At 29.9% G+C, this 15,381-nt stretch carries 12 protein-coding genes and 2 pseudogenes; 10 read left to right on the top strand and 4 right to left on the bottom strand.

Features of this window, described 5'->3' with window-relative positions:
- Nucleotides 1–151: 151 nt before the first annotated feature.
- Complete coding sequence (locus ACZ41D_RS12395) at nucleotides 152–1,585, bottom strand: transposase (protein ID WP_464151727.1); 1,434 nt, start codon at nucleotides 1,583–1,585, stop codon at nucleotides 152–154.
- Nucleotides 1,586–1,742: 157 nt separating this feature from the next.
- Between ACZ41D_RS12395 and agaW the strand changes: the two genes are divergently transcribed.
- The 7 genes from agaW (at nucleotide 1,743) to nagA (ending at nucleotide 7,562) form a co-directional block, all read left to right on the top strand.
- The gene (gene agaW / locus ACZ41D_RS12390) at nucleotides 1,743–2,513 is read left to right on the top strand and encodes a PTS N-acetylgalactosamine transporter subunit IIC (RefSeq protein WP_464151726.1); all 771 of its coding nucleotides are present in this window, start codon (nucleotides 1,743–1,745) and stop codon (nucleotides 2,511–2,513) included.
- Nucleotides 2,503–3,312: a PTS system mannose/fructose/sorbose family transporter subunit IID gene (locus ACZ41D_RS12385; protein ID WP_464151725.1), complete on the top strand. Its 810-nt coding sequence runs from the start codon at nucleotides 2,503–2,505 to the stop codon at nucleotides 3,310–3,312. The genes agaW and ACZ41D_RS12385 overlap by 11 nt, the downstream gene beginning before the upstream one ends.
- Before the next feature lie 67 nt (nucleotides 3,313–3,379).
- A complete protein-coding gene (agaF, locus tag ACZ41D_RS12380) occupies nucleotides 3,380–3,805 on the top strand; it encodes a PTS galactosamine/N-acetylgalactosamine transporter subunit IIA (RefSeq protein ID WP_464151724.1) in 426 nt (141 codons plus the stop codon).
- Between the two features lies 1 nt (nucleotide 3,806).
- A complete protein-coding gene (locus tag ACZ41D_RS12375) occupies nucleotides 3,807–4,499 on the top strand; it encodes an MtnX-like HAD-IB family phosphatase (RefSeq protein WP_464151723.1) in 693 nt (230 codons plus the stop codon).
- A 13-nt stretch (nucleotides 4,500–4,512) separates the two neighbouring features.
- Complete coding sequence (locus ACZ41D_RS12370; RefSeq protein ID WP_464151722.1) at nucleotides 4,513–5,370, top strand: tagatose bisphosphate family class II aldolase; 858 nt, start codon at nucleotides 4,513–4,515, stop codon at nucleotides 5,368–5,370.
- Between the two features lie 4 nt (nucleotides 5,371–5,374).
- A complete protein-coding gene (gene pfkB / locus ACZ41D_RS12365; protein WP_464151720.1) occupies nucleotides 5,375–6,316 on the top strand; it encodes a 1-phosphofructokinase in 942 nt (313 codons plus the stop codon).
- Between the two features lie 67 nt (nucleotides 6,317–6,383).
- A complete protein-coding gene (gene nagA, locus ACZ41D_RS12360) occupies nucleotides 6,384–7,562 on the top strand; it encodes an N-acetylglucosamine-6-phosphate deacetylase (protein WP_464151719.1) in 1,179 nt (392 codons plus the stop codon).
- A 351-nt stretch (nucleotides 7,563–7,913) separates the two neighbouring features.
- On the opposite strand, the pseudogene ACZ41D_RS12355 reads toward nagA, so the two are convergent.
- Together ACZ41D_RS12355 and ACZ41D_RS12350 are read right to left on the bottom strand one after the other, a co-directional pair.
- A pseudogene (locus ACZ41D_RS12355) lies at nucleotides 7,914–8,769 on the bottom strand (IS256 family transposase).
- A gap of 215 nt (nucleotides 8,770–8,984) precedes the next feature.
- Nucleotides 8,985–9,731: a hypothetical protein gene (locus tag ACZ41D_RS12350; protein ID WP_464151718.1), complete on the bottom strand. Its 747-nt coding sequence runs from the start codon at nucleotides 9,729–9,731 to the stop codon at nucleotides 8,985–8,987.
- Nucleotides 9,732–10,206: 475 nt separating this feature from the next.
- On the opposite strand from ACZ41D_RS12350, the gene ACZ41D_RS12345 reads away from it, so the two are divergent.
- Nucleotides 10,207–10,947: a type IV toxin-antitoxin system AbiEi family antitoxin domain-containing protein gene (locus tag ACZ41D_RS12345; RefSeq protein WP_464151717.1), complete on the top strand. Its 741-nt coding sequence runs from the start codon at nucleotides 10,207–10,209 to the stop codon at nucleotides 10,945–10,947.
- Between the two features lie 121 nt (nucleotides 10,948–11,068).
- Here ACZ41D_RS12345 and ACZ41D_RS12340 read toward each other — a convergent pair whose 3' ends face one another.
- On the bottom strand, nucleotides 11,069–12,502 hold the full coding sequence (locus tag ACZ41D_RS12340; RefSeq protein ID WP_464151716.1) for a transposase: 1,434 nt from the start codon (nucleotides 12,500–12,502) through the stop codon (nucleotides 11,069–11,071).
- 149 nt (nucleotides 12,503–12,651) lie between these two features.
- Here ACZ41D_RS12340 and ACZ41D_RS12335 point away from each other — a divergent pair.
- Together ACZ41D_RS12335 and ACZ41D_RS12330 are read left to right on the top strand one after the other, a co-directional pair.
- A pseudogene (locus tag ACZ41D_RS12335) lies at nucleotides 12,652–13,572 on the top strand (nucleotidyl transferase AbiEii/AbiGii toxin family protein).
- A 160-nt stretch (nucleotides 13,573–13,732) separates the two neighbouring features.
- The gene (locus ACZ41D_RS12330) at nucleotides 13,733–15,376 is read left to right on the top strand and encodes a M20/M25/M40 family metallo-hydrolase (RefSeq protein WP_464151715.1); all 1,644 of its coding nucleotides are present in this window, start codon (nucleotides 13,733–13,735) and stop codon (nucleotides 15,374–15,376) included.
- The last annotated feature ends 5 nt before the right edge of the window (nucleotides 15,377–15,381 follow it).

Here is a 15,381-nt window from a genome sequence, read left to right as displayed (position 1 = left end):
ATTTAGGTAGTTGCAGAATAAAAAAAATGAACTTATCCACAGAAAAACAAGATAAAAGATGCGATAGCATAAGAAAATCCACAAAAAAGAGCATAAGAAACCGAAGGTTAATTAAACCTTTAATTTTTATCAATATTCAATTATGTTCAAATTATGCTATTAATGTTTTTATCGCTAGAGGATTATCGTGATTTTCTTGAGTTTTAAACAGAAGTATGAAAGCAATTAATTGAGATATACAAGCCAATAAAATATCTGATTTCAAGGAAACTGTATTACGAACTTTTGTAACTTTTAACTGCATAAAATTTTTAATTTGCGATATCGACCTTTCAATAATGGTCCTTCGCTTGAAAAGTAAATTCCATTTCAAGCTATCGCGAAGAAAAGAAGCATTAAATCTGTAACTATGATGGATAGTAAGTTGTTTAATCCGCCCACATTTTGACTTGGTGCAGGGATTATCACAATTAAGAATATAGGTAGTTTTACCATTTACAATGGTTTTCTTTACCTTAGGGCAGATATACTTAATTCTATCAGCACGACCTTTTTCTCTAGTAATACTGTCGTAGACCATAGGTAAAGAAGGGTTTATAGAGCAAAGAGGAACACCAAGTTCATTAAAACCAGGTTGAGGTAAACTAGGAGAATTTCTAGGATTAATGTTGATAATAGGCATAATATTTTTAGAATGTAGATAAGCATAATTATCATCAGCATCAAAACCAGAATCTCCAATAAAGTATTTATAATTAAAATTAGGATGAATACTAAAAAAAGTTTCAAGAGAAGGAATTAGAGATTTAGCATCATATAAATCCTTAATCCCTTGTGGAGTAAGGTCAAAAGACAAACTATTATCAGAGTCATAAAAATTAACATCTCTAATAAGGCCAAAACCATTAGTAGAAATAACAGCTTTTTGATAATAACCAAAATGACCATTAAGGTAACAAAACTTAGCGTCTTTATTAGAAGATGCCGATTTAGGCATTAGACTTTGAGCATATTTTTCGATATCAAAATTAGAATTAGGATTACCTTTATTAATAGATTTATCATAAGCTTTCGCTTTACGTAGCTGAGACTGATAAAACTTAGGATTATTTTCAGTCACATAAGGTTCAAAGCCAGTAGTATCAGTAATTAAAATAGAAGAAAGAAAAGGGCTAACATCTTTAGCTAATTCATCAGTGACATCAACAAGACAATGAAACATTTCTCTTAACTCATCAGAGAAAGTAGATTTAAACCTAGAGAACTGTGACTTATGAGGAATTCTAAGGAAACCACAAAAGCTACGCATCTCAGAAGAAATATGCAGTAAAGAAATTAAAAGTTCAATAGTAGGGATAGATAAAATATTTTTAAGAACAAAAGCTAAAAGCATAGATTCAAGAGAAAAATACCTACTAGTACCTTTATTAGAATAATACTTTTGATAAAAAGAAAAAGGAATATATTTAGAAATATCAATAAATTGATCAAATAAAGAAAGTAAATTACTTTGATTTTGATTAAAAAAAACATCAAAATCAGAAGAAATATCACAAAAGTTTAATTGTTTAGCTTGAATTGGCATGGTTTTCTCCTTTCTTTGAGTTATTAACAATTTCTTATTATATATATACCCAAAAATGGGGGAAAACCATCCATTTCAATAGATTTAAATGTAGTATTTATGCTAGTTGTAGTATTTTGCAACGAGCTAAAAAATATAACAATAAGGGGGAAGTACAATGTTAACGGAGGCTTTATTAATTGCTTTATGGGCTGGTATTGCAGGTATTGACTTGTTTAATGTACAGCTTCATATCCATAGACCTGTTGTTAGTGGCCTAATTGTTGGCGCAATATTAGGTGATGTAAAAACAGGTCTTATAACAGGTGCTACTCTAGAACTTGTTTGGATGGGTATGGTTCCATTAGCAGGAGTGCAACCACCAAATGTTGTTATAGGTGGAATTATTGGTACAGCTTTCGCTATACTTTCTGGGCAAGACCCTAAGGTGGCAGTAGGAGTTGCGGTTCCTTTTGCAATTGCGGTACAGGCACTAATAACACTATTATTTACAGCTTTTTCACCTGTAATGCATAAGGCTGATAAATATGCCGAAGAAGCTAATACGAGAGGGATAGAAAATATTAATTATTTAGGGATGGCAATTTTATTTTTAATGTATGTAGTTATAGCTTTCTTACCAATTTATTTTGGAGCAGATTATGCTGCTGCTATAGTAGAGAAAATGCCAACATGGTTAATTGATGGTCTATCAGTAGCTGGAGGTATGATGCCAGCAATCGGTTTTGCTATGTTATTAAAAATAATGCTTAAAAAAGAGTATTTTGCTTTCTTAATGGTAGGATTTATTGTTGTAACCTATTTTAACTTAACATTAGTTGGAACAGCAATTTTAGGGTTAGCTATTGCTTTATATGACTATTATAGTAGAAAATCAGATAAAAATGATTCACAGTTTAAAAAGGAGGTAAGAACTAATGGAATCTAAAACTGTACCTCAAACTAGTGAAAAATTAACTAAAAAAGACCTTTATAAAATGGCTATTAGATCATTTTTCTTGCAAGCGTCATTTAACTACGAAAGGATGCAATCAGCAGGATGGCTATATAGTTTACTACCAGCCTTAAAAAAGGTAAAAAAATCAAAAGAAGATTTGTCATCTGCAATGAAAAGACATATGGAATTTTTCAACACACATCCATTTTTAGTAACACCTCTTTTAGGAATAGTAGCTGCTATGGAAGAAAATGACGAAGATCCTAATATGATTAGGAGTATTAAGGTAGCTACCATGGGTCCATTAGGTGGTATAGGTGATGCAATCATATGGTTAACATTTCTTCCAATTACTGCTGGTATAGGAGCTTCATTGGCTATTGAAGGTAATATTGCTGGACCTATATTATTCTTGCTAATATTTAATGCAGTTCATGCAGTTCTAAGGTTCGGAGGTATATTCTATGGTTACAATACGGGAGTTAAGGCAGTCAAAGCATTAAGAACTGGAGCCAAAGCTATATCTCACGCTGCTTCAATAGTAGGGTTAACAGTTATTGGTGGATTAATTGCATCGTACATATCATTAAATATACCCCTTGTTGTAAAGGCTGGAGAAGCACAAGTTGCTATTCAAACAGATGTCCTTGATAAAATTATGCCTAATATGCTTCCATTAGGTTACACTTTCTTATTATATTATTTACTAAAGAAAGGTATATCACCAACAAAATTGATTGGTCTAACTATATTAATAGGTATAGTAGGAAAATATATCGGTATTTTATAACAGGATAATAGTTGAGGAAAGTCATTTTGACTTTCCTCTGTTAAATATAAAGAGGAGGATTATTAAAATGGTAGGAATAATTATAGTAGGTCATGGAAAATTTTCCTCAGGGTTAAAGAACTCTATAGAACTAATAGCAGGTAAACAAGAAAAATTAGAGATAGTGGATTTTGTTGAAGGGGATTCCGTTGACGATTTGCACAGAAAAATAAAAAGAGCGGTAGATGTACTTAATAGTGAAGAAGGTATAATTTTTTTCACTGATATTTTAGGTGGTTCTCCTTTTAAAACTAGTGTTATGATATCAAAGGATATAAAAAATAGCGAAGTAATTGCAGGAACTAACTTACCTGCAATAATCAGCATATTATTTGATAGAGATGTACCGGTAGATGAAATCAAAAATAAAGCATTAGAAGCAGGAAGAGGCGGCATAAAATCATATTCAAACCAAATTAAAACTAAAAAGAATACAGGAGGAGAAGGAATATAAATTGGAGATAGATAATATGTTTTTTTTATCAAAGCGTGAATTAAGGGAGAAAAAGATTATAATATTAACTGATTTTGATGGAACAATTACAAAAATGGATGTTGGGACAGCTTTAGTTGAAAATTTCGGACCAAAAGGATGGAAAAGGTATGAAGAAAAATGGATACAAGGGGAAATAGGTTCTAGGTATACTCTTGAATATTTTTATGAAAATATGACTCAAACTACTCAACAGCTTATTGATTTTATAGATTCAAATATAGAGGTAGATGAGAGTTTTTATGATTTTTATAGCTATTGTAGAAATAATAAAATTGACTTATACATTGTAAGTGATGGTATGAATTTTTACATAGATTTTATACTGAAAAAAAATAAATTAGATGATATACCATATTTTAGTAATTTGTATATTGATAACGGAAGTTATGTTAAAACTAAATTCCCATATTTTAATGAACAATGTGGTATGTGTGGAAATTGCAAATCAGACCAATTACAAAAATTTTTAGATAAAGAGACTTATATTATTTACATTGGTGATGGATATACAGACAGATGCGTGTCAGGTAAAGCAGATCTTGTTTTTGCAAAGAATGATTTAGAAAAATATTGTAGAAATAACAATATTGATTATATACCTTATAATAATTTTTCAGATGTTTTAGAAGTGATAAAAAGTAAATTTAGCTAAGGAGAGATTAGTCATGTTTATAGTATCTACAGGAGAAATGCTTATAGATGCCCAAAAAAGGAAGTATGCTGTTCCGGCCTTTAATATACACAATTTAGAAACTATACAAGTAGTTGTAGAGACTGCAAATAAACTAAAATCACCAGTAATACTTGCAGTTACACCAAGTACGATGAAATATGCTGGTATGGATTATTTACTAGCATTAGGAAATATAGCAGCTTCTAAATACGATATTCCTATAGCTTTACATTTAGATCATTTTCAAGATCCAGATTTTATTAAGCAGTGTATTGATTTAGGATATAAGTCTGTTATGATAGATGCTTCACAAGAACCCTTTGAAGAGAATATTAGAAAAACGAAGGATATAGTGGAATATGCTCATAAAAGGGGGGTAACTGTTGAGGCGGAACTAGGAATGCTTGGAGGAAGGGAGGATGATTTAAAGGTAGATGAGAAAAATTCAATGTTGACTGATCCTAATTTAGCTGCAGAATTTGTTAAAATAACTGAAATTGATTCTTTAGCAGTTGCAATAGGCACTGCACATGGTTTATATAAATCTGAACCTAAATTAGATTTTGATAGATTGTTGCAAATAAAGAATATTGTAGGTGTTCCTCTTGTACTCCATGGTGCTTCTGGTGTTCCTGATAATAGCGTTAAAAGGGCGATTGAGCTAGGAATATGTAAGGTTAATATAGCAACAGAACTAAAAATACCCTTTGCCGATGCAGTTAAGAATTATTTTGCAAATCATCCTGATGCAAATGACCCTAGAAAATATCTAGCTGAAGGGAAAAAAGCTATGAAAAGGGTAGTAGTTGATAAAATAAGAATGTGTGGAAGTGAAGGAAAAGGGATATAGGAGAGTGAGTGCTTTGATTACTACGATAACTTTAAATCCTTCTATAGATAAAAGATATGTTGTTGATAATTTCAAAATAGGAGGAGTATTTAGGGTAAAGGAAATGCAGCAAACTCCAGGTGGCAAGGGACTAAATGTTACTAGAGTTATAAATCAAATTGGTGAACCTGTTGCAGCAACAGGCTTTTTAGGTGGAAAAAATGGTGAATTTATAAAGGAAAGTTTAAATAGATTAGGGATACCCAATTCATTTATAACAATAAAAGGGGAAATAAGAAGTTGCATTGCAATCTTATCAAGTTATGGTAGCCAAACTGAAGTATTGGAGTCTGGACCTGAGATTTCAGAAATTGAAATTGAAAGATTTTATGAAAGGTATAAGGAATTAATAAAAAGGAGCAGCATAATCATTGCTTCAGGAAGCCTACCTAAAAGTGTTCCCATAGATATGTATAAGGATTTGATTACTTTATCTAAAAAAAGGGGCATAAAATTTATTTTGGATACTAGTGGTAAAGCCCTTATAGAGGGAATAAAAGCTCAACCATATCTAATTAAACCCAATAAGGAAGAACTTGAAGCTATAGTTGGATCTAAAATTAACAGTGAAGAAGATTTGATTCTGTGGGGAAAGGAATTGTGTAACAATGGAATCGAAATAGTTGTGATATCTTTAGGTGGAGAAGGTTCTTTAGTATTTCATAAGAAATCAATTTATAGAGTAAAAGTGCCTAAAGTGGAATTAGTTAATCCAGTAGGTTCAGGAGATGCTATGGTTGCTGGATTTGCTGTGGCTATTAAAAGAGGATTTGACATAAAAGAAATGATTTCCTTTGCTTCTGCTTGTGGGACTGCCAATGCAATGGAAGAAGAAACAGGTTATGTAAATTTGAAAAATGTAAAAGGAATAAAGGAAAAAATACTAATCGAAGAGTATAGTATATAAATAAGATATTTAGAGGACTGATGATAGGTAGCAGAAATTCAAATCTATACTAGAAAGGTAGAATGAAATGAGAATTTTGATTAAAAATGTAAAGGTAATAACTCCTTATGAAATCCTTAATAAACACGCAGTTTCAATATATGATGGCAAAATTAAAAATATAGGACATGAAAATGATTTTTATGAGAAAGATTTTGAAAGAATAATAGATGCAGGTGGGAAATATCTCTCCCCAGGATTTATTGATATACATAATCATGGGAATTTTGGCTATGATACTATGGATGCTACGTTTGAAGCTATGGATTCAATATCACGTTTTCATATAAAAAATGGAGTTACTGGTTTTTTAGCTACTACAATGACATCATCACTAAATAAAATAAAAAAAGCAATAAAGAATGTGGTAGACTATATTGAATTTCAAAGCAAAGAAGATCAATCAAAAAAGCAAAAGGCACAAGTATTAGGAGTATATTTAGAAGGACCTTATTTTTCTCAAGAAAAGAAAGGTGCACAAAATCCAAAACACTTGAGAAATCCAGATGTAAAAGAGTTAGAAGAATTTTTGGATATTTCAAAGAAAAATATAAAAATAGTGTCGTTAGCGCCAGAACTTCCAGGAGCATTAGAGGTAATAAGATATTTAAAATCTAAAGGAGTTGTTGTTTCTGTAGGACATTCAAATGCTGTATTTTCAGAAGTTAAAGATGGAATAGATAAAGGAATAACATTGGCTACACATCTTTATAATGGCATGAGAGGTTTTTCTCACAGAGAGCCAGCTGTAGTAGGAGCTGTATTGACAGATGAAAGGGTTTTTTGCGAAATGATATGTGATGGAATACATCTTCATAAAGCAGCTATGGATATTGCCGTACAAATGAAAGGCAAAGATAAAATTGTACTTATATCAGATGCAATGATGGCAGCAGGTCTAGAAGATGGAGAATATCAATTAGGGGGGCAAAAAGTATTTGTGAAGAATGGGGAGGCAAGAATGTCTGATGGAGGTTTAGCTGGATCAACTTTAACACTAAATAAGGCAGTATATAATATGGTAAATATAGTTAACATTCCATTACAAGATGCAGTACGGATGGCTAGTCTAAATCCTGCTAAAGTAATAGGAATTGATGATAGAAAAGGTAGTATAGAGATAGGTAAAGATGCTGACTTAATTATATTTGATGGGGATATTAATATTTCTACAGTTATTGTAATGGGCAATGTGGTAGAAGTATAGGGACGAAGTTGGTAATGCAAAAAATTTGAGAATGTAATTAATTTTGTGCTTTAGAAGAGAATATGTAACTCTAATCTGACAAGAAATACTAACTAATATTATGTAAAATTGTAACTTAATATCTTATTTTTATTATTGCCAAAATTATTATGTTTTATGCATTAAAATAATATTTTTGGCAATAATTTTAATTATAGAGTATTATGCTCATTTATTAATATGTATATAGTATATTTGTTTTCACAAAATTTTTATTTTTTCTGTTGGCTTATATGCTTTAATCCAGCCTTTCAGGCTGTCTTAAAGCATATAAGCATTGATTAAAGAACCATAGTGCCATTAAACACCTATTTATTGGTGCAATTGTATTCTTCCATCAAAGAATATGGTTAACTGGTTTAATATTAAATCCCAGTTTTTATACCTTTGAGTCCACTTCTTTACAACGTTTTGACTAGCTAAGTAAAGTATTTTTTCAAGGGCTTGATCTGATGGAAACATCGTCTTAGTCTTTGTTACTTTTCTTAGCTGTCTATGAAAACCTTCAATAATGTTTGTAGTATACATTATAGTTCTGATTTCTTTAGGGTACTTGAAGAATGGAGATAGTACATCCCAGTTTGTTTCCCAGCTTTTGATTGCATATGGATATTTCTTACCCCATTTTTCTTCAAGTTCCCCTAAATTTTCAAGAGCTTCTTCTTCATTTACAGCCTTATACACATTCTTAAAATCATTAGAAAATTCTTTTATATCCTTGTAGCTAACATATTTAAAAGTATTTCTTAATTGGTGAATTATGCACCTTTGTATTTCAGCTTTTGGATATGCTGCTTGTATAGCTTCTTTCAAACCAGTTAGACCATCTACACTAAATATTAGTACATCTAAAACGCCTCTATTTTTGAGATCATTTAATACCCCTAACCAAAACTTAGATGATTCATTTTCCCCTATCCAAATGCCTAAAACATCCTTAAATCCGTCTAAATTAACCCCTAATACTACATAAGCAGCTTTGCTTTTAATTTGCCCATCTTCTCTTACCTTGTAATGGATAGCATCCATAAAAACAAAAGGATAAATTGATTCAAGGGGTCTATTTTGCCATTCTTTAATTTGTGGAAGTATGCTATCGTATATCCCTTTTATTCTTTGGGACAACAACAGGCTCAAAATCGCCATTTCTATCTCTAGGAGCATCTATTGGGAGTTGACCAAACTGAGTTTTTGCAGTTTTTAAATTACCTTCTGTAATCATTTTTCTTAACACTTCTTTTGACATTGTACTCATGAAAAACGCTCCTTTCTGGATTTAATCTTATTTAGATTCTTGCCAGAAAAGAGCTTTTATTTTCATAAAGGCACAGGTTTTTTACATTACCCAAAATTTGTGCTTATGTTTTATTAAAAAAGCTGACACTATTCTTTCCACCAATATCTAATACTACCACTATCAGTCCTTTCATATTTCATGTCAATTTCATTAAACACTCTTATCAATTCGTCAATAATCTTATTATTATATAAATTTGCTTCGTCAACTAGTTTACTACATCTTTCTATATTATCTTTTTTTTCTTCACTATTATTCGTATAGTATGATATTAAAGTGGCCATAAATATTTCATATATATTATCAAAATTCTTCAATTCTAATTCTTTATATACCTTTGGTTCTTCAGGGGAGTTAAGCTCTTCGATTTCAAAGTACAGTTCTTTTATTAATGTTGATTTTTCTTCTATATTATCAAAAAATATTACATCGTCGTTTTCAAAAGCATGGTTAACATTTTTGCACCAATATTCATAGTATTGTTTTAATTTATCTTTTTTAACTTCTATTAAATCTAAATAATTTGCTATTTCTCTATGCTTTTTACTTTTATTATCTACTACATTTGAGATTTGTAAATGCTTATTATCTGTGAATGAATAAATTGCAGGCTTAATCCATGTATATATAGCATATATATTCCAGATAAGTACCAATACACCACCGATACTGACTGTTCTAATTACTTTTTTTCTTTTTTCGCTTTTATCATAATAACTACTAATTTTATCTTTTTTTATGAAGCTATAAAACTCTGTATTCTTTCCATTATTATTTCTCTTACTGTATTCTTTCATTTGTTTTCTAAAATTTTTTTGAGTTTCTGTTGGCATAAAAATCATCCCCTTTAACTGTAAAATCATGACATTTTATCCTGTTTTATTATTCTATTTTTATCATTATATTCCTGCTAAATTTTTCATCAAATATGGGGAAATATACAACAGAGGAAATTGCATAATAAAATAATTTAAGAAATTTTGCAAGTTTAAATTTTTGTACGATTTATTTTGGAGTTTTTTCCTTATAAATTCAACTAAAAGTCCAAAATACCGGAGTTAAAAAAATTATAACTTGCAAAATTTTGACCTTGCAGTAATTATGCAATCTTCTCTATTTAAAAATAGAACAAAATTTTTTAAATTTAAAGATATTTGTGTTAAAATTAAAGAAAACTATTTATATTTAATAAGTTAAAATATAAAGGCGATAACTTTATATTAAGTACAAAAGTCTTTATATATAAAGATATATGAGTTAAAAATAAAGTGAGGTGAATAAATTGACTGGATATAATGAATTGGCGAGTTGAGTGTTTTTTCTATTGATGACGTTGAAAAATTAACAAAAAATAGGAAAACAGCGTATTCGCTTGTTAATAGGTTGATGAAGAATAATATGGTAAAAAAAATAAGAAATAATATTTATTCTTGTGTCAATCCAGCTACTGGTAAGATTATTGCATCAAGGTATCAAATAGCTTGTGCTGTCACTATTTCAGCTTACCTCTCTCATCATACAGCTTTTGAATATCACGGTTTAGCTAATCAAGTATATTATGAAATGTATATATCTTCAGATACTAGGTTTAGGGATTTTAAATTTGATGGCGTAAAGTATAAGTATGTAGCTTCAAAACTTAAATCTGGTGTTTTAGAGGCTAAGGGTACGGAAGGAGTAAAAGTAACAGATTTGGAACGAACTGTTATAGATAACATAAAAGATTTTGAAAAAATTGGTGGAATTGAAGAATTATTAAACTGTCTTGACGGTGTATATTATTTAGATATAGATAAATTAAAAAAATATTTATATGAATATAATATAAAAGCTCTTTATCAAAAAACAGGATTTCTTTTAGAACATTACAAGCAACAGATGCAGTTACCAGAAAGCTTTATAGATTATTGTAAAAGCAAAATAGGAAGAAGTACAAGATATCTTCTAAAGGACAACAAAGGCAAAAGATTCTATAATAGTAAATGGAAATTGGTTGTACCAGAAGGATTATTTAATATAATAGTAGGTAGTTGCAGAATAAAAAAATGAACTTATCCACAGAAAAACAAGATAAAAGATGCGATAGCATAAGAAAATCCACAAAAAAGAGCATAAGAAACCGAAGGTTAATTAAACCTTTAATTTTTATCAATATTCAATTATGTTCAAATTATGCTATTAATGTTTTTATCGCTAGAGGATTATCGTGATTTTCTTGAGTTTTAAACAGAAGTATGAAAGCAATTAATTGAGATATACAAGCCAATAAAATATCTGATTTCAAGGAAACTGTATTACGAACTTTTGTAACTTTTAACTGCATAAAATTTTTAATTTGCGATATCGACCTTTCAATAATGGTCCTTCGCTTGAAAAGTAAATTCCATTTCAAGCTATCGCGAGGAAAAGAAGCATTAAATCTGTAACTATGATGGATAGTAAGTTGTTTAATCCGCCCACATTTTGACTTGGTGCAGGGATTATCACAATTAAGAATATAGGTAGTTTTACCATTTACAATGGTTTTCTTTACCTTAGGGCAGATATACTTAATTCTATCAGCACGACCTTTTTCTCTAGTAATACTGTCGTAGACCATAGGTAAAGAAGGGTTTATAGAGCAAAGAGGAACACCAAGTTCATTAAAACCAGGTTGAGGTAAACTAGGAGAATTTCTAGGATTAATGTTGATAATAGGCATAATATTTTTAGAATGTAGATAAGCATAATTATCATCAGCATCAAAACCAGAATCTCCAATAAAGTATTTATAATTAAAATTAGGATGAATACTAAAAAAAGTTTCAAGAGAAGGAATTAGAGATTTAGCATCATATAAATCCTTAATCCCTTGTGGAGTAAGGTCAAAAGACAAACTATTATCAGAGTCATAAAAATTAACATCTCTAATAAGGCCAAAACCATTAGTAGAAATAACAGCTTTTTGATAATAACCAAAATGACCATTAAGGTAACAAAACTTAGCGTCTTTATTAGAAGATGCCGATTTAGGCATTAGACTTTGAGCATATTTTTCGATATCAAAATTAGAATTAGGATTACCTTTATTAATAGATTTATCATAAGCTTTCGCTTTACGTAGCTGAGACTGATAAAACTTAGGATTATTTTCAGTCACATAAGGTTCAAAGCCAGTAGTATCAGTAATTAAAATAGAAGAAAGAAAAGGGCTAACATCTTTAGCTAATTCATCAGTGACATCAACAAGACAATGAAACATTTCTCTTAACTCATCAGAGAAAGTAGATTTAAACCTAGAGAACTGTGACTTATGAGGAATTCTAAGGAAACCACAAAAGCTACGCATCTCAGAAGAAATATGCAGTAAAGAAATTAAAAGTTCAATAGTAGGGATAGATAAAATATTTTTAAGAACAAAAGCTAAAAGCATAGATTCAAGAGAAAAATACCTACTAGTACCTTTATTAGAATAATACTTTTGATAAAAAGAAAAAGGAATATATTTAGAAATATCAATAAATTGATCAAATAAAGAAAGTAAATTACTTTGATTTTGATTAAAAAAAACATCAAAATCAGAAGAAATATCACAAAAGTTTAATTGTTTAGCTTGAATTGGCATGGTTTTCTCCTTTCTTTGAGTTATTAACAATTTCTTATTATATATATACCCAAAAATGGGGGAAAACCATCCATTTCAATAGATTTAAATGTAGTATTTATGCTAGTTGTAGTATTTTGCAACGAGCTATAATATAATAGATCAAGGGGGTGGTGAGGGTGAGCTTGTTTAATTATGACATTATTTATATAGGAAAGAAAGCAAAGAAATTAGGATTCCTACGAGATACATTGGAAAAAGTAACTCGATTAGCTGATATACTAGAGTATTTTAATACAAATTCTTTACTTAAAGATAGCCTTGCACTAAAGGGTGGAACTGCGATTAATCTAACAATTTTTAATTTACCAAGATTATCTGTAGATATTGATTTGGACTATTTGAAAAATGAAAGTAGAGAGAAAATGTTAGAAAAACGAAAAACTATAAATAATGTAATTGATAGATATATGGTTTCTTAAGGATATAAAAGAAGCCCTAAAACAAAAAATCCACATAGTCTTAATTCTTGGGTTTATGAATATAAAAATGGAGTAGGAAACAAAGATAATATTAAGTTAGAAATTAATTATTCATTACGTTCCCATGTTCTCCCTGCTGAGGAGCGTACAATTATAACAGAATATTTTTTTAGTGAATACAGAGTAAAATCTTTATCTCCAATTGAGATATTTGGTAGTAAACTTAACGCTTTATTAAGTAGAGCAGCCGCAAGAGATCTGTATAATGTTGGTAATATGATTAAATTTGGCTTGTTTGATGAAAGCGAAGAGATATTGTTGAAAAAGTGTGTTATTTTTTATTCAGCAATTTCAGCAAATAGGATTGATAAGATTTTTGATATTAGAGCTATAGACTTTATTAATAACCATAAGGTAAAAACTGAATTATTTCCAGTGATAAGAAAAAAGGATAAATTTGATTTGGATACGGTGAAGAAGACTGTAAAAGAATACATAAAAGAATTAATGGTTTTAACAAAAGAAGAAGAAGAGTTTTTAGAACGATTCCAAAATAATGAATATATGCAGAACTGCTTTTCAAGGATAAAGAGATTCTTAGTAGAATAAAGGATCATCCTATGGCATTATGGCGAACAAGGTAATAATAAGTACAGGCACAGGGTTGGCGCTTCCTTTTGGATGAACTAAATGTATAGCAATTCAAATTTATCTATTGTTATGATATATTATGATTGTAACAATAAGATAATAGGTGGGGTATTTTAAAATGGACATATCAAACAATATAAACAAATTGTTTTATGATCTTGTAAAGATTAAAAGTGATACAAGTACAGTTTATGAAAGAGATATAGAGCAGTATATATATGATTGGTTAAAAGATCTTGACTATTATGCTACTAATCCTGATAAATTTGGGAAATACAGTTTAAAAGGGGACAACCTTAATCATTCTGTTGTGTGGGGGTTAGTAAAAGGATGGGGAAATAAAACCATTATACTTATGCACCACCATGATGTAGTTGATTCTTCTGATTATGGGGTATTATCAGAATATGCATATACACCAGATAAGCTTATAAAAGCTATGAATAAAATTAATCTATCTGAAGATGTGAAAAAAGATTTAGAGAGTAATGATTGGGTATTTGGTAGAGGGACAGCTGATATGAAAGCTGGAGCAGCAATTCAGCTAGCACTTTTAGAGAAGTATTCAAATATTAAGGACTTAAATGGAAATATTTTATTGTTATCTGTCCCAGATGAAGAATCACTTTCAAAAGGTATGAGAGAATCAGCTTACTTATTAGAAAAACTAAAGGAGAAGTTTGACTTAGAGTATATCCTCATGATCAATTCTGAACCACATGAAAGAGAAAAACCTAATCAAGGAGTTTTACATGAAGGTTCAGTAGGGAAAATAACACCAGTAGTATATGTAAGAGGGAAAAGAGTCCATGTTAAAGATGTGTTTAAAGGAGTAAACCCTATTTTAATATTATCAGAAATAGTAAAGAAAACTGAACTTAATCCAGAGTTTTCTGATGTTGTAGAAGGAGAAATAACACCACCTCCTTCGTGGATTCAATTTAAAGACAGTAAAGAGGTATATGATGTTTCTACACCTGAAGGAGCTGGAGGATATTTTAGCATATTGACCCTTAAGAAAACACCAAAGGAAGTTATAAATCAGTTAAAAAATATATGTGAAGATGGATTTAAAGAAGCCTTAAAGAATATGAAAATCAACTACAGAAAATATTGTGATAAAGGAAATATAAAGATACAAGAGACTTTATGGCCAATAAATGTTAAGACATATTCAGAGATATATAACGAAGCGTTAGAACAATCAGGGGATTTGTTTTTAAAGGATTACAACTATACACTAGTAGAAGTAAAAAAGGCTTTGCAGGACAATAAAATTAATATGCCAGAAGGGACATTGATGATTATTAAGAAAGTATTAGAATATACAGCAGATATGTCTCCAGTAGTTGTAATAGGATTATCACCTCCATATTACCCACATGTTTCAAATCAAGATTTCACAGACATATCCACAGTTACTAATGGATTATTTGAAAAAATTGAAAAATATGTGGATAAAAATTGGAATGAAGATTATTTAAAGCTAAATTATTTTATGGGTATTTCTGATATGAGTTATACCAATATAAATGACAGTGATAAAGTTATTTCATATATAAAATCTAATATGCCTTTATGGGGAGATATTTACCATATACCCTTTGATAAAATAAAGAAATTAAAAATTCCATCCATAAATATTGGCCCTTGGGGAAAAGATATTCACAAAGTTACAGAAAGGGTTTTTAAAAAGGATTTATTTGAAAGAATACCACAAATAATAGATTTTGTCATCAAGGAAGCACAGGGACGGGGTTAGTGCTT

It is taken from the genome of Brassicibacter thermophilus, from assembly GCF_055378355.1.
This window is presented reverse-complemented; position numbering and strand designations above follow the sequence as displayed.